We start from the raw sequence: 17,677 nt of genomic DNA, 5'->3' as shown, positions 1-17,677 counted from the left end.
CTTATGTAAACAAGACACCTGATGGAAGGGGCCAGGGAAGAGGATGATTGAAATTTTGTTGGTAGATGACCATCCCTCAGTGATGGAGGGAACCAAGGTACTGCTTGAGCAGGAAAAGGATATGTTTGTAAAGCTTGCCAATACGCCGGAACGGGCACTGGAGCTGGTGAGGAGCATTCATTTTGACGTGATGCTGATTGATATGCACATGCCTGGGATGAACGGAATTGACTTGGCCGGGAAAATTCTCGAAATAAAACCTGATGCGGTGATGCTGATTTATACAGGGTTTGAAGTCAGTAATCACTTTAACTTGATCCTGGAAACCGGTCTGGCTGGTTTTGTCTCAAAAACATCAGGCAAAGAGCAGTTGGTGACAGCTGTTCGGTGCGCACTTCGCGGAGAGGTTGTTCTTCCTCTGACATTAGTGAAGCAGCTGCGCCGGGTTACCTCAAGTGGCTCGGAACGGACAACCGGGACAGCATTATCCCAATCCATAACGGATAAAGAATATAGTATTTTGAAGGAGATCGCGAGAGGAAAGAGCAATAAAGAGATTGCTGGGACCGTGATTATGAGTCAGCGTTCGCTGGAATACTGTCTAACCAATTTGTTTCAAAAGCTGAGTGTAAAGTCGCGCATTGAGGCTGCATTAAAAGCAAAGCAGATGGGTATTTTGTCGGATATGGATTTTGTCCAAACGAGCTAGTTTCTGCCCTGTATTTGATTCATGAAGTAGATCATCTTTCAAGAGCTTATCTTAATTTCCAATGATTCGACAATAACCGCAAACAGGCCCGCAAAATTATTGCGCGCTAACGCAAAATGTTTTCGGTTACGAACAGTATGTAAGTGTATATGCTTAGGATACAGAATAGATATAGTCAGAAAGTATGAAAGGTGGATGCTTGGTGTATGAGGATAGACCTAGCGGATGGTAACGTTGATGATCTCCTGATACTAGAGGAGATTGAGGAGATTATAGCGCAGCTTGAAGAAGAATGGAATGAATTTATCAGTCGGAAGAAGCGAGGTTAACACATAATGAAACGATGGAAATCTCTGTTTGCAATGAAACTCCAGACTCGTATGCTTCTTATTATATTGGGGTCTATTACGATATTCCTAGCTAGCATGATGACTTATCTCAGCATGAATTCTAAAAATGAAGCTCTGAGTTCGGCCAAGACGCTGGCTGCGGCAACGAGCGAGAAAATCGGTGCGCTGGTTCAGGCAGAACTCGATGATGTCATGAATTCTGCACGTACATTGGCTGTTAGCTTTGTAGGAATGAAAGAGAGTGACGCAGCGGATCGGGCGGCTGTTAGCGAAATGTTAAAGAGAAATCTGGAAAACAATCCGTCCTGGAAAGGGATCTGGACATTATGGGAGCCGGATGCTTTTGACGGGCGTGATAATGAATATAGAAACAAGCTGGGCAGTGATCAGACGGGCAGGATGATGTCCTACTGGGCAAGGACAGAAGCGGGGCTGGAACGGTCCGTAATCGAGGATTACGAAGAGGAAGGAGAAGGTGATTTCTATCTTCTTGTTAAGAACAGCGGCAAAGAAGTTATTATGGATCCGTATGTATTTCAAGTAGGTAGCGAAGAGGTCATGATGACATCACTCATCGTACCGATTATCGACAATGGGAAGACGGTTGGCGTAGTGGGTGTGGATATTACCCTGGCTCATCTGCAGAGCATCATGGAGCAATTCCGATTGTTTGATACGGGATTCGCGCATATTTATTCCAATACCGGCGTAATTGTTACGACTCCGGAAGAAGGCCTGATGGGAATGACCCTGGAGAAAGCATATCCGAGCGAGACGGTCCCTCTTATTCTCGATGCTATTCGGGAAGGGAAGGTCTATACGGAGGAAGATGCTAATCTGTACAAGCTGTATATGCCGATACAGACAGGCTTGACCGAGACACCGTGGTCTGCCGCCATAATTATCCCTATGCACGAGATTACGGCGAACTCGGATGCATTGATCCGCTCCATCATTATTGCTGGTATAAGTACCTTAATCCTTATGGCTATTGTAGTGATCTTGTTGACAAGATCCATCGTGAAACCGCTGAAAGTCTCTATTTCAATCGGTGAATTCATGTCGAAAGGCGATTTTACGAAGGAGGTACCCCCAGCTTATCTTCGCAGAGCTGATGAGATTGGCACATTGTCCCGGGTGTTCGCTCAATTGCTAGGCAGTATGAAAGAAATGATCGGCAGAGTGAACATGAACGCAACCTCGGTAGCAGCTGCTTCTCAGCAGCTATCGGCAGGAGCAGAGGAGCTGGCTGTCGGAAGCAGCAATCAGGCGGAGTCAGTGCAAACGGTCAGTGAGTTGTTTCATGAATGGTCAAACGCTATCACTTCTGTGGCAAGCGATGCTTCGGCCGCATCCGAACTTGTTAACCAGACGTCTGGAATAGCTGCGGAAGGCAGGGGGATCGTCCAGAAGTCGGTTGAAGGCATGAACCGGGTGAGGGATCATGTTGGCAAACTCGAAGCAGACTCCCAGCGTATTGGCAAGATTATTGAAGTCATCGACGATATAGCCAAACAGACGAATCTGCTTGCTCTTAATGCCACGATTGAAGCTGCACGTGCCGGCGATTCAGGCAGGGGCTTCGCCGTTGTAGCCGATGAAGTACGCAAATTAGCGGAACGAAGCGGAGGAGCAACGAAGGAAATCGGCGAAATCATTTTGGGTATGCAGAAGAATACGGCTGATAGTGTGGAGGCAGTACATAATGGGGTCATCCAGACCGAAAAGGCCGGTGAAGCCTTTGCCCACATCACCAGCATGGTAAATGAGTCAGCTGGCAAAGTCATGGATATCGCCGCCGCAAGTGAGGAACAGGCGGCACAGGCCGCTGAGGTGGCTACAGCAATTGAAACCATCTCATCATCAACACAGGAAACGGCAGCAACCAGCGAGGAAACGGCAGCAACGGCTCAATCCCTTGCTGAACTCGCAGAAGAGTTGAATCATACCGTGTCGGCTTTCAAAATCTCGTAGCGTATTGACTTTTAAATCAAGAGCTTGGCCTAAGGGCCAGGCTCTTTTTTTTGTATGTATGCATGCACTTTCAAGACATATAGATATAACATAGACGGACAAACCTGGCTTAAAGACCGGTACATAGTATAGGCAAAATGGGTACAATGCAATTAGAAAGGCAAAGTGACCACAAAGGAGGTTTGTTGGATGATTATCGGGGTGCCTAAAGAAATCAAAAACAATGAAAATCGTGTAGGTATGACGCCGGGTACCGTGATCAACTTCAGAAATGCCGGACACGAAGTACTTGTGGAATCCGGAGCTGGTTTGGGAATTGGCTTTACGGATGGAGATTACGACGCGGCTGGAGCCAAGGTAGTTGCATCGGCTGCAGAGGCTTGGAAAGCCGAAATGGTTATAAAGGTAAAGGAACCCTTGCCAGAGGAATACGACTGCTTTCAAGAGGATATGATTCTATATACTTATTTGCATCTGGCCCCTGAACCTGAGCTGACCAAAGCACTGGTTGACCGAAAGGTGGCTGCCGTTGCCTATGAGACGATACAGCTGACTGATGGAAGCTTGCCGCTCTTAACACCGATGAGCGAAGTAGCAGGGAGAATGTCCATTCAAATCGGGGCTCATTTTTTGGAAAAGGCACATGGCGGCAAGGGTGTACTGCTAAGCGGAGTTCCGGGAGTCGCCCCGGGCAAGGTTGCTGTAATTGGCGGCGGCATCGTCGGCACTAATGCGGCAAGAGTTGCTTTGGGTCTCGGAGCGGACGTCAGTATTCTCGACATTAATCCCGGCCGGCTGCGTCAACTGGATGACTTGTTTCAGGGTCGGGTTCATACCATTATGTCCGATCCGTATCATATAGCGGAAACGGTCAAAGCTGCCGACCTGGTCGTCGGCGCGGTATTAATCCCTGGTGCGCGGGCGCCGCGTCTCGTTACAGAAGAGATGGTAAAGACGATGAGCCCGGGATCGGTTATCGTGGATGTGGCGATTGATCAAGGAGGCTCGATAGAGACAATCGATCGGATCACCACTCATGACAATCCGACCTATGAGAAGCACGGCGTGATTCACTATGCCGTAGCCAATATGCCGGGTGCTGTAGCCCGTACCTCCACCATGGCATTGACCAATGCGACAGCACCTTATGGGTTGAAAATTGCTAATAAAGGAATTCGATCCGCTGCCCGCCAGGACCAAGCGCTGGCCAAGGGTATTAATGTCATCGGCGGCAAAGTGACATATGAAGCGGTCGCGGTAGCTCATGGATATGCTTACACCAACATTGACGATTATTTGCAAATATAGACGAAGTAACAGATACAAGTGTGAAGCAACAAGGAGCCATCTTTCAAATTTATCAATAATTGAAAGATGGCTTTTTATGTTGGACGAATCTTCCGATATATATAGAAAGGTTTTTTTGTATGTAGTGAATGGGGGAAAAGGCTTGAAATGAAACGTATACGATTGTTGATTGTGATGCTTGTTCTGTTACTGGCGACCGGTACATCAGTATTGGCTGCGGGTATTCCGTCCAAACAGGGATTAGTAAGAGATACGGCAGGCTTGTTTGATTCGTCGCAGCAGCAATATTTAAGCAAAATTGCCAAAGGGGAGCAGCTCCGTGTCTTCATCTTGACTGTTCCGAGTTTGGAGGGCCAAAATCCTACGGATTATGCCAATGCAACATACGATGCCTGGAATTTAGGCGCGGAGGATGTTCTGCTGTTGATCTCTTCGGGAGATCGGAGTGTTGAATTCAATTTTAACAATCCACGGCTGCAGCGTACCATTGACGAATGGAGTAGGAATAAGAGGGCGGGGACCGGAAGTTCAGCTATAACCGCTTTGCTAGATGCATATTTCATACCGCACGCCAAGGAAGGGGATTTCTCGAAAGCAAGTGCCAGCATGATCCATCAGGTTCATCGATTGGCAGCTCCGCCTGCCGAAGAAGCTGTCGTGCAGGAAAATGAGAATAAGGCCGAAACGGCATCGCCTGGAGCTGAGAACAAAGGGAGTACTAAGTCCGAAAATGAAACACCGCGGGCTAACTCCAATGTAAATACCTCCGCTCCATTGAAAATCGAATTTCCGAAGCTCCCTTGGATCGAAATCGGTATTGGTGGATCAGGAATCGCTCTTATCTTTATATTTTTGTGGGGATTCATTAAGAAGCGCAAGCTGTCCTTGATATCGGAACGGCTCGCCAAATTGCTGGTTGAATGCAATGCCAGTCTTGAAAAGATCGGCACTTATCAGGGGATCGCTCAAGGCAAGACAGGGAGAGCTGTTCAGGAAATCACGGATCGGTTGTCCGAACTGATGGTGGCTGTCGCAGAGAGTAAAACCAAGCTTCAAGAGACCCGGATTTTTATACTTCGCTATTCTTCGATGGATGAAGCAATCCTTCGGTTTTCACAAATCGCCGATCGGCTGGAGAGTGGAATCAAGGCCGAAGATAACCGGATTACTGTCATTGAGCATGCTGATAAAACGGCAAAAGGCAGAACGACAGAACTGCATGCGGACTACAATATGCTTAAGGAAATGCTTGATCGGGAAGCAGCCGAAACAGGATATCTCTTCCCGATTTTGTACCAAAAGCTTGAAGGATTGGAACAAGATATTCAGCGTGCCATCGAGCTTCAGCTGTTTGACCCGCTGGAAGCGCAGGAGGTATTAAAGGCAGCTGAGCAAAAGTGCTCCATTAGCAAAAGCGACATAGAAGACATACCTGTGTACGTAAATCAGGCACATGAGTTTTCAGACAAGTCGGCGGCTGTTCGTGCTGAGATTGTCAAGATCATAGAGACCCATCAATTGTATCGGATAAAGGTACGCCCTTTTGAACGGTTGGATGATGCCCGGGAGCAAATGAACCGTCTCGAGAATTTCCTCCGACAAGGGAATATGGGGGAAGTTCGCAAGTCTTCGGAGCGTGCACACGCTATGTTGAAAGAAGCGCTGGGCATGACCAAGCGGCAAGCGGAGCTGAGAGGTAAGAATCGAAGCGATCTGGATCGCTTGTATGGGCACATACAACAATTTCATAATGAGTCCTCTGTGCTGCAATCACTGTTGAATCATTGCAAAAGTCAATATGTACCACGTCATTGGCAAAGTTGGGAGCAGGCCTTGGCTAAGGAGTCCCAAGAGGTTCGTATGACGAATAGTAAACTTCCTGAAGCAGAACGCCTGACGCGTGACGAGGAGCAAGAGTTCGAAGAGGCGCAAATGATCATCGAAAACGAAACGATCACCATGGCCAACGTGCTGCAACGCGTCCGGGAAATGAAGGAAACGCTTGAAGACCTGGATGATCGACTGCAAGCTGTACGTCATGAATTGGCAGCTGCCCAGGAAGTATTTGTCAGTCAGCAGAAGACCTTGCAGATTCATAATGTTGTCACCATGAACCATTCGCTTCTGTCAGGGCTGCCGGATTCATTCTGGAGAAATGTACAAACCGTTGGTGAGGCACTTTCATCCCCGTTATATGACCTGGACTATCTGGAGAATGCAGCGGAGAGCTGTACCCAAGATGCGGAGCATTTCACCTACGGTGTCCAAGACATCGTACGCCAGAAGGAGGAAGCAGAACGAATGTCTGTACTGGTCGAGCAGCGTTATAAGCAAGTAGCCCGGAAGGCCAGTAGAGGGTTTAAGAAAACGTACAAATCCTATCGGCTTAGAGTCGAGCAGTTGTTTGAGCAGGGAATGTATGCCGAAGCCTCACACGAATTGTTAAATATCGAGAACTATATCAATCGGGTTGAAAGTGAAATCCGCCGGCAGGAAATACTGGAGCAGCAGCGCAGGGCAGCCCAGCAGGCCCAAAGAGCAGCTGATGAGGCGAGAAGAGCTGCAGCTGAACTTCGGAAAGCAGCAGCACAGAACAGAAACCAATCAACGACCACCAGTAGGGGGATTTCATCTGGTTCCACGCATTCTTCGGGCGGTTCCAGCTGGGGAGATTCATCCTCTTCCGGTAATTCCTCCGGCGGATCAAGCTGGGACAATAACAATTCTTCGGGTGGATCTAAGTGGTAACTACAATTCCCCAGTCTAGTAATATTCCTGAGACATGTTCTCCTCATCGGCAACTGCCTGAATATCCTCGGAACCAATACTGATGAAGCGGTAGCCGTCCGCTGCCTGCTTCTTCAGGGCACGTTCCTTAATGAATCGGGGACTGGCATCTCCGGCGTCTTCATCATACACGAGCAGTATGCCATCGGTTTTGCGGAGGAGTAAATCGTCTCTGGCGGTGAATTGCCATGGTCCCTGGTAAGGGCTTTTGCTGACGGGAGCGTAGAAGTCTACTTCTTTCATTAACTCCATAAAATAAGTTTTCTTATCTTCGTTCCATTGATCTTCTGGATTTTGATAGGCCGTTAGAATGGAGCATTTCAGATTTGTGTAATGGGACTTAAGTTTGATAGCAGCTTCAATAGCCCACAGGTCTACACCATATTGACCCGGCGTGATAACCCACTGTAACCCCTCTTCCAACAGGGGGATCAAACGGTTGGTAATCGCTTGTCGTATATAAGGAATGCCTGGGTGTTTACTATTGTAGATTCCGAGCTCATGGGCTCGATATCCGGTAACTAGAATGTTCTCCAAACGATTACGCCTCCCTGAAAGAGAATTAGGTCTAGTGTACCTTTTTAAGAAAATTAGATCAAACTTTGTTACGAATCGTATAGAATGGGTTAAGTAATGCGGAATACATATTTTAGGAGGCTACTAGAATTGAAGAAATGGACAGCGGTACTACTAGGGGCAATTTTGATTATGAGCATGGCAGCATGCGGGAAGGACGACAAAGCAGCCGGCGATGCTGCAACACCACCGCCAACGGAGCAGGGGACAACTACAACAGAAGAAACACCGCCAGCTGAAGCACCGAAAGAGGGTGCACTCCCGACTGCGGAAGAGCTTCTTCAGAAATCGGCTGAAGCTTCCCAAAATTTGAAAAGCTTTGCGATGAAAGGCGATATAAAGCAGCATATTGTGGTTGAGGGCGAAGAGAAGCAGGAACAAAATGTAAATATCGAGCTTGATTCTCAACTTACGCTTGACCCGGTAGAGATGATGCAGGATTTTGTAATGGACTCTCCGGATGGTAAAGTTGCGATGAAGCAGTATATTACGGAAGATGGCATATACATGCAGATGGATGATCAATGGATGCAGATTCCACAGGAGTCGGAGCAGGAGATCCGGGATAGCCTGGATATGGACAGTGCAAGTCCTGAGCAGCAGGTTGAACAGTTCAAATCCATCGCCAAGGACTTCACAGTTGCAGAAGAGGGAGATATCTATGTCCTGACGGCAGATGTATCCGGTGATAGTCTGAAGGAGCTTGCCAAGTCTATGATGAATCAAGCGAATGATCCACAGATGGAAGCCATGATGGATCAAATGGAGCTTAAGAATATCCATATCGTTTACGGCGTACAGAAGGATACTTACTTGCCTTCCACAACCGATTTGGACATGACCATGGTGATGGATGCTGAAGGTCAGAAGGTTACCTTGGACATGAAGATGAAGAGTTCTTATTCCAAACATAACGAGATTGACAAGATCGAAGTACCGAAGGAAGCTTTGAACGCTAATCAGTAGGATGAATAAGGGCTGCCCCGTTTCTGTAGATGTTCTGCAGACCGGGGCAGCCTCTTTTCATAGAATAAGTTTTTCGGTTCAGCAGATGGAACGCTCATTCGAATGGTTGTTACGGGGCATCCACTTCAACAATGACACTGCCAAACAGTTGACCGTCGATGCTGGTCATGATACGCCATAACCCCGGTGAAGGAAGCGACATCGTTGTCGGCAGTGTGGCATCGGCTCCATTATGCTTGCCGGGTCTCAACTTGGAACGAAAGACCTCAATAATTTCGGTAGTGTCTTTTTTCACGGCAGTGATGTCAAGATCCCCCGTCAATTCCTCGTCACGCCCCCAAAAATGCCACATATACTTGTTTGGCTGACCGGCGACAAGACCTGGATGAATAAAGCCCAAACGTCCTTCTACGCCGATCATGGCATAATTACCGGAAACGAAGCTCGGACTCGGCTCCCAGCTGCTGTCAGGTACATCGATCACGATATCACCGTACTTCTCCTGACCAACCATCACTTCGAATCGCCATAAACCGGAGAGGGGCAGGGCGAAGCGGGAATGCACCCGAGTGAAGTCATCGTAAGCCATATCCGAGGTGATTACTGTCTCGGCGAGCTCCTCAAGGGTTGTCCCCGTATCCCGATGAACAGCTGAGATACGGATCGTTTTACCCTCAAGCTCTTGAATTGGGGTAAACAAATTCCACCGGGCACCAGCCGGAGACCCCGCTGCATAATCACCACCCTGGAGCGCCTGAAGTTTATCTGTGCCATTCTCCGCGTATACGTTGTGAGGAGTCCAATCGGCAGCATTTCCCCAGCCTTTGATCTGGATTACCTGTTGAAGCGCTGGGGATTCGCGCCATTCCCATACCGCAACTATTATAAGAAGTGCCAATATACCTGTTGTCAAACTCAATAGACGCATTGGAGTTCTTCGTCTTTTACGGAATTTGAAGCTGTTAGCGGAGTTCTCCAATACATCGGATTTCATCTTCTCGGTGAACATCGGCTCGTTGAATGGAGGAGAAGCGAGTTCCTGTAGCCAATCCGGCTGCGGATCGTATTCGGTCTTCATTCTGCATCCTCTCCTTTCAGCAACTGTTCCATCCGGGCCCGGGCCCGGTGCAGTCTGGATTTGATCGTACCTTCAGATATGCCGAGCAATTGCGCCATTTCTTTTCGGGACAGCTGGTAATGGGATTCCAGGATCAGCACTTCCCGGTATTTGGGCGGCAATTCCATGACGAATTTCCAGATCTGCGAGACGGCGGCTGCATCCATAAACTCGTTTTCGGCGGAAGGTTTCGTCTGCTTGGAGGTGATCCAGCCGATTAGTGACACTCTTGTCACAAAAGAAGATTTGAGATAGTTCAGGGACAGGTTGCGGGTAATGGTTAACAACCATGTTTTGACGGAGCTCCGGCCCTGAAAATCATTCCAGTGCTTCAATGCTTTCATGAACACATCCTGGCTGATATCATCAGCGGCTTCTTTTCGTTTCGTTAAGAAGAATGCGTAGTTCCACACGTCCTGGCCGTAGGACTCCATCCAATCGCAGAGCAGCGTGTTTGCATCATTCACCGCCACCATAGATTTAAGGTACTCCACTAGCATCACCTCGAATATTAGACAATCGAATCATGATTCGGTTCCCGGCTTTCCCGCAAATAGTTGAAACAATTTTACCTGCCAATCGTTGTAATGAGTAACAGGTTTGCAGGAATAACGAGGAAGGGGAGAAGATATATGTCTATTTATTTTAAGGATAACTTTTTTAGCGCGGGTATAACAGAGATTATGGATAGAGATGGCGGTATAATAGGGAGTCTGGATTTGAAGAGTGCTTTCGGCTCCTCTCTGGACGTTTATAACGCTTCCAGAGATCTGGTATGCAGTGGCTCGTTTCGCTTTTTCTCGAACAAGTGGAATATCACAGGCGGCCATGGGGAAGAATTGGGCCTGCTGCGTATGCGGATGAGTTTCTTTACGAAAAAATTTGAGTATGATGCAGGACAACGGGGCGTGTATGAGATCACTTCGCCTGCTTTTTCTAATGAATATGAAATAACGGATCATGCCGGAAGGGTCGTCGCCCATTTTTCCCGGATTAGCGGCTGGCTGCAATCTGGAGCCTATCAGCTGCAGATTGAGAGCGATGTTCTCGGTGACTGGGAGCTTGTAGCCGTCGTGATGGGCATTCACCAGATACGTAAACGCAACAATAATGCTGCTGCATCAAGCTCACATTAAGAGCAAGAGAAACCAAGCCTTGGATGATGAGAGGAGGAATCAGAATGGACGAAGTCAGCGATCATCTGGATTATGGATTGACTCTTGTATTCATCGGATTCAACCCGAGTCTGCGTTCAGGGGAGGTCGGGCATCATTATGCGAACCCGCGCAACAACTTTTGGAGGATACTCCATAAATCCGGTTTGACTCCACGCTTATATGAAGCCGCAGAGGATGGAGAATTGCTTAAACTGGGGTATGGGTTTACCAATATCGTGGCCAGGCCAACGAGAGGTGCCGAAGACATTACCCGCGAAGAGTACAGGCTTGGAAGAGAGGCACTGCGGGAGAAGCTGGCGAAGTACAGACCCGAGGTTGCCTGTTTTGTCGGCAAGGGCGTCTATACCGAGTTTAGTGGTAAAGCCAAGGCGGAGTGGGGTCTTCAGCCGGACTCCGTGATTGACGGCGTGCATGAGTTTGTAGCTCCATCGTCCAGTGGACTGGTGAGAATGCCGATGGATGAGATTATCGGTATATACCGGCAACTGTATGATTTTATATCGAAGGATGGGCTTTGACCAGGTGTCATCGTGCAGTGTCCGAAAGACTTACAAACGAAAAGAACAGCAGAACGCCAAGAGACCGGTTGACCGGAGCCCTTGGCGTTCTACTGTCTGGAAGTGAAAGAACATTTGCTGAGAACAGTGTTTGTAATGTCTTTCTTATGGATAGGTGCTGTTAGGGGCGCTTCAACAGCTCGGGATCGATCCGCGGCACAAGCCCTTCATCGGCTGCGCGGTTCAGCAGGGCCGAAATCGCGGCATATCCGTCTTCGCCCAGCTCCGCTGTGAACTGATTGACGTACAGGTTAATATGGGCATCGGCCACATCCGGGTCCATTTCCTGAGCATGCGAAAGGACATAGTCCCTGGATTCCTCGGGATGCTTCCAGGCATATTCGACGGAGGAACGGATCCAGTTCGAGATACTAGCCAGATCCAGTGACCGACGGGCTACAATAGCTCCCAGCGGAATCGGCAGATTCGTATCGGATTCCCACCAGCTGCCAAGGTCGGTCATCAGCTTTAATCCATAGGATGGATAGGTAAAGCGAGCTTCGTGAATGACAAGCCCGGCATCTATAGCGCCATCGCGTACAGCAGGCATTATCTGCTCAAACGGCATGACAAGGATTTCGCCCAAGCCGTCCGGAACGTTCTGTGCGGCCCATAGACGGAATAGCAGATAGGCCGTGGAGCGCTCGCTCGGCACGGCTACCCGCCGGCCGGACAATGCAGCCGGACTATCGGCGGCTTTTCCGTCCGTCAGCTTGTCCGCTGTCAGAACGAGCGGGCCGCAACCGCGGCCTAGTGCTCCCCCGCAAGGCAAGAGGGCATATTCATCCAAAACCCAGGGCAGCGCAGCATAGGATATTTTTAAAATATCATGCTCCCGGTCTTCGGCCGCCCAATGATTGGTGAAGTCGATATCCGCGTAGGATACATCCAGCTTGGGAGCACCGGGAATAAGGCCGTGAACCAAGGCGTGAAAAACAAATGTGTCGTTGGGACAAGGTGAAAAAGCAATTCTCATCGTAGCACCTCCGGTAGTAATGAACTTGCTGTCTCAAGCGCCTGCAGCGCTTCTTTGATCTTCCAAGCGCTGCGATCCCGCGGACCAACCTGATTGGATATGGTACGGATCTCTAGCACGGGCAGGCTGGCTGCAGCGGCCGCAGTTGCTACGCCGAATCCTTCCATAGCCTCGGCGGCGGCATCCGGCACCCGGTGAAGGAGGCGCTGAGCTGTATCCGCTGTTCCGGTCGTGGTGGAAACCGTCAACACAGGTCCCATGGTTACGTCTGAACCAGCATCCTTTATGGCTGCTGCAAGTTTGCGGGCAGTAGCGATATCTACAGAAAACCGAGCGTTTCCGAAGCCGAGTTCCTCTACACTGCTGAATCCGGCCTCGGTCTCAGATCCAAGATCGGCTGCGATGATCGAGTTAGCAATAACAATTGAACCTATTTCAGCTTGGCCGGCAAATCCGCCGGCAATACCTGCACTAACTACGAGATCATAAGAGCCTTGGATCAGATGGCGGGCAGTCGAAGCAGCCGTTGCTGCCGGCCCCACACCTCCCGCAATGACATCAAACCCGGGAGTATCGCAAAGACCCCGCCGTACGGCATCTTTCTCGGCATCCACCGCCGTGACAATCAGCACCCGCTTGGAAGTCGGGATATGTGACTCGGGTATTTTCACCGAGCTCGATTGGGAATGTTCCTGCATGTTATTGATCTCCTTCTTGGTAGTGACACTAAACATCATATCCTTTTACGTTATACCGTTCTTGGGACGATGTAAAGTCTTCCGTCATGTAAGACCAGACTTTAAGTAGCAGCTGCTTCCCATAATGGAGTATAATGGACGGTAACTTTACATCATGAATGATTCGGAGGTTGGATAGCTTTGCGGAAGAAGGGTGCGAACGGACAAGAGAGCCGGGCAAGACTTCTGATTGTCGCTGCCAGTGAATTTGCGAAGTCAGGATATCATCAAACGAAGATCAGTACGATCGTTTCCCGGGCTGGATTGACGCAGCCGTCATTCTATTTGTATTTTGCGAGCAAAGAAGCCATTTTCAAAGAGTTGGTGGAGAAGTTCCGTTCTGAGCTTATGACGATGATCGAGGGAAGCCGATTGGAAGGCGGAATCGAGGAGGATCATGTGACTGGGCGCTTGCTAGGTGTGCTTACAGGGTTATTCTCGTTTCTGGCTAAGGATCCTGATCTGACGCAAATCGGATTCTTTATTGGAGATGACTCTGTCATTGTAAAATCTGAAATGGCCGCCATGATTGAGCAAAATCTGAAGGAAGAGCAGCGCGACGGTTATTTTGACAGCGATTCCGATATGCATCTTGTTGCGGAAAGCTTGGTTGGTGTCATCGAAAGGCTGACATCTCAGCAGCTTCTGACCGGCAAGCGGTCTGCAGAGGATCTTGCTCGTCACGTTGTAAGTTTATTTATGCACGGTATCAGCATTTTCCCGGCTAAGAGATTAACTTGAAGTCCTTTTGTCGGATGGAAAGGCCGATGGGTTGCTCCCGTTTATTTTCATAAAATGAGTTAGATAGTGAGATGGCTGACCATGGGATATGTTGCTACCCATGATCAGCCATTTATTTCGTGTATCTGTTACATTTTGATCGTAACTCTTCGGGTTATCAGTCGAATCAGGGTCAGTGCAATCAGGATAACGGCCAGGGAGCCTGCCAGCGAAACCGGCAGCGTGACGGAGAAATCTGTCGTGACCGGCACCCACTCTTCCCATATGGAAGCCAGCTCGAATTGCCACAATGCATCCATGAATCCGATCAGCACAAGGGCTATGGCGATCCAGCCCAAGCCGCGAATCCAGCCAAACCGATAAAATCCGGAGCCGATCATCCACCCCATCAGATAATAGATGAAGATTTGGACGCTGTAGGAAGCGAGCGTCAGCAGCCAGCTGTTGTCAAACTCCTGCAGCAACCGGGTGTTTCCCGCATCTTGCGATGCAAACATCGAGACAATCCAATGGATCAGAGGCATGACAACAGGAAAAGCCAGAGACAGATAGAGGGCCGCTAAGGTGGAGCCATTAAAGAAATCTCTGCGCGTAATACCGTTTCTTACATAATAGCTCAGAAAACCGTAGGCTGAAATGATGCCGATGACCAGCATAAATCCTTTGGTTGAGCGATAAGCGATGGTGAAGAAGTCCTCCTCAACCACTCCTTCCCTAACATTGACTCCGATGTTGATCCCGATGCCGAGCCCAACATAGATGAGCATGATAATGGCCAGAAATCCCAGAGCCCAGCTGCCTTGCTTAAGAAACAATTCCGTCGATACTTTGGTTACGGCCGATGACTTCTGTTTCATGCGGAATATTCCTCCCCCGTCAGATGGATAAACAAGTCCTGGAGCGAGATGGGCCCGATCTCAAGTCCTGCCTTTAATGCGGCTGATTGAGATGCCTCGCTAAGCTCCCCATAGACCATGACGGCTTTGGTGGAACCGAGCTGCTGCACGTTCAGCACCCTCATGCCCTGGATGAATTCGTCTACCTTGGCCGCTGGGCCAGTAATGGATACACCTCTCGACGTAAGGCTCTCATAATCGTCCTGTAGGATGAAGCGGCCTTTGTGTATGATAATGACTTCCTCGAACAAATAATCCATTTCCGATACCAAATGGGTGGACAGAATGAAGGTACGGGGATGGCGTATCTGGTCTTCCAGCAGTTCCCGGTAAAAAATTTCGCGTGACGGTGCATCCATGCCGAGATAAGCTTCATCCAGAATGGTGATTGGCGATCGGCTCGCGAGACCGATGCATACATTGTAAGCGGACTGCATTCCTTTGGACAGCTGCTTCAGCTGTTTGTCCAGGGGTAAATTGAATTTGCGGGCAAGATCAAGAGCATAACCTACATCAAAATGGGGCCGGTATCTGGCCGTGGATTGAATGGCTGCCTTGACCTTATCTGTCTCGTCTTTATAGTCGACATCGTAAATGAAGGAGACATGCTGCATTATTTTGGCATTTTCAAAGGGCTGTTCGCCTCCGATTGTCACCTTTCCTGAGGTGGGCTCGCGAAATGAAGCCAGGATAGACAGAAGCGAGGTTTTGCCCGCACCGTTGCGTCCGAGAAGACCGTAAATTTTGCCAGCCGGAAGATGTAGGCTAACATCGCGAACGGCTTCAACGCTGCCGTACGCCACCGATATGCGATCCAACTGTACATCAAGATTCATGGGAGTCACTTCCTTTTAACTGGGTTATGATTTGGAATAGCTCATCCACGGACAAACCGAGTTTGTCCGCTTCCAGTACCATGGGCACCACATAATGTTCTGCGAATGCACTCTTTCGGGTCCGAAGCAGCATTTCCTTGGCTCCGTCTGCTACAAACATGCCGACACCTCGCTTTTTGTAAATAAGTCCGGCATCAACCAGCAGATTAATGCCCTTTAACACCGTGATGTGATTGATTTTGTAAAATTGGGAGAGCTGTGTCGTAGAAGGAACCTGTTCACCTTCTAGCAGTTGATCATTCACAATTTGATCCTCGATCTTCTCCTTGATCTGGATGAATAGAGGTCTATTATCTGGATGCACGGTACCGCTCAATACGAATCACCGCCTTGCCATCATTGTTCTGTAAAGGTTATATGCTTATATATATGACTATATAACCAAAATGTGAATGGGATGTCAAGCATTTGGTGGGATGTCACAAATCCTCCGTGAACAACAACACAAAAAGGGCCGCCCAGAACGCTTCTGGCCGGCCTTAAACTATATATGATATGCGTACATCAGGATGGACATCCCGATTCAAACAAATTTCTTCGTTCATAAGAACATTTTACTTTGCTTCTACAACGTCCACAGGAGGAAGCTTTCCCCGTTTCAATTCCCGAATTGACAGCCCGAAATCAATTTGAAGATGCGGATAATCCGGAAAGTTGTCCCAATCTCCTCCCCACTGGAAGCCTAATTCTTTGGCGACCTCTACTACTTCCATCCAGTCCGCTTTACCGTTTCCGTTCCCGTCGTATTCCATGTCCCAGATGACGCTGCCATCCTTCAGTCTTAGTGCAAAATCAATGGCAAGTCCGTAGTTGTGCAGGGATTCTCCGGCTTTTGCATTCGTCACGATATTACCTTTGGTGCTGCGGCCCTGATTATAGATTCGTGTCTGCTCCTCGTTACTTCGGAACCCGTCCGTTATGATGATAGTAATCCCTTTTTTCTTAGCGAGACGGATGAGTTCATTCTTTTGCTGTAATACATACGGGTGAAGCTGAGTAACTTCCGGTGTCTCTTTATGATCCAGATCCAAATCGAGATCGTTGATTAATCCTGGTATAGCCGTTTGCAGCTGCATATAAAATATGGCGAGTAATAAAGCAGCAATGAGGAATAGCATCGTTTTTTTTGCGTTTGATCATGCGGATTCTTTAGTTTACCCACTTTCCTTGATAGCTTACTCTATTATATCGGCTAAGATTGATGGATTCCAATACCTTAAGGTATTGTCCCAAGTATCGGCATGAATAGCAAACCTTGGTTTATCGCATTCTAATCAGAAATTCTACCTAGGAAAGAGGAATCGTGATGAGCCATATTCAAAATATGTCAATTAGACTAAACCAGCTATCAAGCCAATTGACCATAGCAGGGCAAAATGGGAGCATGGAGGAGTTTGGAATGATAGTGAATGAGCTTGGTCAGCTCCAGGCTCAGCTTGAGAATGCACAGGCTGCAGTTACGCCTGAAACTTCGTCCGCCGATCGTCAGGAGCTTGTAAATTGCAGGATGGTGCTGCATGGGATGATGGACGCGGTGGAGGATATCCGTACCGCTGTGGCCGAGCAGTACCGTGAGGTGCTGGGCGAGAACAAAATGGTGTTCGAACAGCTGGACGAGACTGTACAGCAGAATGAATATGCGCAAGCTTATCAACATCGTCAACTGTTTAAGCAGATGGATCAAGTCAATCAGCAGCTTCGTCAGCTGGCTGGCTCCATGCTAGATGCAGGGTATCAGATGGAAAGGGGACAGGTGATGGAGAATGGCTTAAATGGAGCTGTAACGACTGAAGGAATAACTTCAGATACAGACGACAGCGGAACCATGATGTAAGTGTTCCTGAAATGAAACGAGAGGGGGACAGGACATTAGATTTAGGTTCACGACGGTAAGGAAAGCTGCTCACAA

The 17,677-nt window shown here is 48.6% G+C and carries 19 protein-coding genes; 10 read left to right on the top strand and 9 right to left on the bottom strand.

What is annotated here, in order from left to right; genetic code table 11:
• The first annotated feature begins 43 nt into the window (after positions 1 to 43).
• The 5 genes from ABEQ74_RS22510 to ABEQ74_RS22490 all read left to right on the top strand — a co-directional run bounded on the left by ABEQ74_RS22510 (position 44) and on the right by ABEQ74_RS22490 (position 7,089).
• Entirely contained in the window at positions 44 to 709 is a 666-nt protein-coding gene (locus tag ABEQ74_RS22510; RefSeq protein ID WP_430124393.1) for a response regulator, read from the top strand.
• Between the two features lie 206 nt (positions 710 to 915).
• Positions 916 to 1,038: a hypothetical protein gene (locus ABEQ74_RS22505; protein WP_430124392.1), complete on the top strand. Its 123-nt coding sequence runs from the start codon at positions 916 to 918 to the stop codon at positions 1,036 to 1,038.
• A gap of 6 nt (positions 1,039 to 1,044) precedes the next feature.
• Positions 1,045 to 3,033 (top strand): methyl-accepting chemotaxis protein, encoded by a 1,989-nt coding sequence (locus tag ABEQ74_RS22500; protein ID WP_430124391.1) that lies wholly within the window; start codon positions 1,045 to 1,047, stop codon positions 3,031 to 3,033.
• Between the two features lie 189 nt (positions 3,034 to 3,222).
• Positions 3,223 to 4,341, top strand: a complete 1,119-nt coding sequence (gene ald, locus ABEQ74_RS22495) for an alanine dehydrogenase (protein ID WP_430124390.1) — start codon at positions 3,223 to 3,225, stop codon at positions 4,339 to 4,341.
• 147 nt (positions 4,342 to 4,488) lie between these two features.
• Positions 4,489 to 7,089, top strand: a complete 2,601-nt coding sequence (locus tag ABEQ74_RS22490; protein WP_430124389.1) for a septation ring formation regulator EzrA — start codon at positions 4,489 to 4,491, stop codon at positions 7,087 to 7,089.
• Between the two features lie 15 nt (positions 7,090 to 7,104).
• Here ABEQ74_RS22490 and ABEQ74_RS22485 read toward each other — a convergent pair whose 3' ends face one another.
• The gene (locus tag ABEQ74_RS22485; RefSeq protein WP_430124388.1) at positions 7,105 to 7,665 is read right to left on the bottom strand and encodes a DUF1273 domain-containing protein; all 561 of its coding nucleotides are present in this window, start codon (positions 7,663 to 7,665) and stop codon (positions 7,105 to 7,107) included.
• A 129-nt stretch (positions 7,666 to 7,794) separates the two neighbouring features.
• On the opposite strand from ABEQ74_RS22485, the gene ABEQ74_RS22480 reads away from it, so the two are divergent.
• Entirely contained in the window at positions 7,795 to 8,670 is an 876-nt protein-coding gene (locus ABEQ74_RS22480) for a DUF6612 family protein (protein ID WP_430124387.1), read from the top strand.
• A 109-nt stretch (positions 8,671 to 8,779) separates the two neighbouring features.
• Here ABEQ74_RS22480 and ABEQ74_RS22475 read toward each other — a convergent pair whose 3' ends face one another.
• A complete protein-coding gene (locus ABEQ74_RS22475) occupies positions 8,780 to 9,748 on the bottom strand; it encodes a DUF4871 domain-containing protein (protein ID WP_430124386.1) in 969 nt (322 codons plus the stop codon).
• Positions 9,745 to 10,263 carry an RNA polymerase sigma factor gene (locus ABEQ74_RS22470; RefSeq protein ID WP_430124616.1) on the bottom strand — a complete coding sequence of 173 codons (519 nt, stop codon included), beginning with the start codon at positions 10,261 to 10,263 and terminating at the stop codon, positions 9,745 to 9,747. Before ABEQ74_RS22470 ends, ABEQ74_RS22475 begins: the two co-directional genes overlap by 4 nt.
• Positions 10,264 to 10,419: 156 nt before the next feature.
• Between ABEQ74_RS22470 and ABEQ74_RS22465 the strand changes: the two genes are divergently transcribed.
• Complete coding sequence (locus tag ABEQ74_RS22465; protein WP_430124384.1) at positions 10,420 to 10,923, top strand: hypothetical protein; 504 nt, start codon at positions 10,420 to 10,422, stop codon at positions 10,921 to 10,923.
• A 44-nt stretch (positions 10,924 to 10,967) separates the two neighbouring features.
• Positions 10,968 to 11,483 carry a mismatch-specific DNA-glycosylase gene (locus ABEQ74_RS22460; protein WP_430124383.1) on the top strand — a complete coding sequence of 172 codons (516 nt, stop codon included), beginning with the start codon at positions 10,968 to 10,970 and terminating at the stop codon, positions 11,481 to 11,483.
• Between the two features lie 160 nt (positions 11,484 to 11,643).
• On the opposite strand, the gene ABEQ74_RS22455 is transcribed toward ABEQ74_RS22460, so the two are convergent.
• Both ABEQ74_RS22455 and ABEQ74_RS22450 read right to left on the bottom strand, forming a co-directional pair.
• Positions 11,644 to 12,498 (bottom strand): 1,4-dihydroxy-6-naphthoate synthase, encoded by an 855-nt coding sequence (locus tag ABEQ74_RS22455; protein ID WP_430124382.1) that lies wholly within the window; start codon positions 12,496 to 12,498, stop codon positions 11,644 to 11,646.
• Positions 12,495 to 13,196 (bottom strand): futalosine hydrolase, encoded by a 702-nt coding sequence (locus ABEQ74_RS22450; RefSeq protein ID WP_430124381.1) that lies wholly within the window; start codon positions 13,194 to 13,196, stop codon positions 12,495 to 12,497. The genes ABEQ74_RS22455 and ABEQ74_RS22450 overlap by 4 nt, the downstream gene beginning before the upstream one ends.
• Positions 13,197 to 13,376: 180 nt before the next feature.
• On the opposite strand from ABEQ74_RS22450, the gene ABEQ74_RS22445 reads away from it, so the two are divergent.
• The gene (locus ABEQ74_RS22445) at positions 13,377 to 13,976 is read left to right on the top strand and encodes a TetR/AcrR family transcriptional regulator (protein ID WP_430124380.1); all 600 of its coding nucleotides are present in this window, start codon (positions 13,377 to 13,379) and stop codon (positions 13,974 to 13,976) included.
• Between the two features lie 128 nt (positions 13,977 to 14,104).
• Here ABEQ74_RS22445 and ABEQ74_RS22440 read toward each other — a convergent pair whose 3' ends face one another.
• The 4 genes from ABEQ74_RS22440 to ABEQ74_RS22425 form a co-directional block, all read right to left on the bottom strand.
• Positions 14,105 to 14,833 carry a Tat pathway signal protein gene (locus tag ABEQ74_RS22440; protein WP_430124379.1) on the bottom strand — a complete coding sequence of 243 codons (729 nt, stop codon included), beginning with the start codon at positions 14,831 to 14,833 and terminating at the stop codon, positions 14,105 to 14,107.
• Entirely contained in the window at positions 14,830 to 15,708 is an 879-nt protein-coding gene (locus tag ABEQ74_RS22435; protein WP_430124378.1) for an ATP-binding cassette domain-containing protein, read from the bottom strand. The genes ABEQ74_RS22440 and ABEQ74_RS22435 overlap by 4 nt, the downstream gene beginning before the upstream one ends.
• Positions 15,698 to 16,084, bottom strand: a complete 387-nt coding sequence (locus ABEQ74_RS22430) for a GntR family transcriptional regulator (protein WP_430124376.1) — start codon at positions 16,082 to 16,084, stop codon at positions 15,698 to 15,700. Before ABEQ74_RS22430 ends, ABEQ74_RS22435 begins: the two co-directional genes overlap by 11 nt.
• A gap of 238 nt (positions 16,085 to 16,322) precedes the next feature.
• The gene (locus tag ABEQ74_RS22425; protein WP_430124375.1) at positions 16,323 to 16,886 is read right to left on the bottom strand and encodes a M15 family metallopeptidase; all 564 of its coding nucleotides are present in this window, start codon (positions 16,884 to 16,886) and stop codon (positions 16,323 to 16,325) included.
• A gap of 188 nt (positions 16,887 to 17,074) precedes the next feature.
• On the opposite strand from ABEQ74_RS22425, the gene ABEQ74_RS22420 reads away from it, so the two are divergent.
• Positions 17,075 to 17,602: a hypothetical protein gene (locus ABEQ74_RS22420; protein ID WP_430124373.1), complete on the top strand. Its 528-nt coding sequence runs from the start codon at positions 17,075 to 17,077 to the stop codon at positions 17,600 to 17,602.
• The last annotated feature ends 75 nt before the right edge of the window (positions 17,603 to 17,677 follow it).

Source organism: Paenibacillus solani (genome assembly GCF_050475945.1).
Taxonomy (GTDB): Bacteria; Bacillota; Bacilli; order Paenibacillales; family Paenibacillaceae; genus Paenibacillus_AQ; species Paenibacillus_AQ solani_A.
This window is presented reverse-complemented; position numbering and strand designations above follow the sequence as displayed.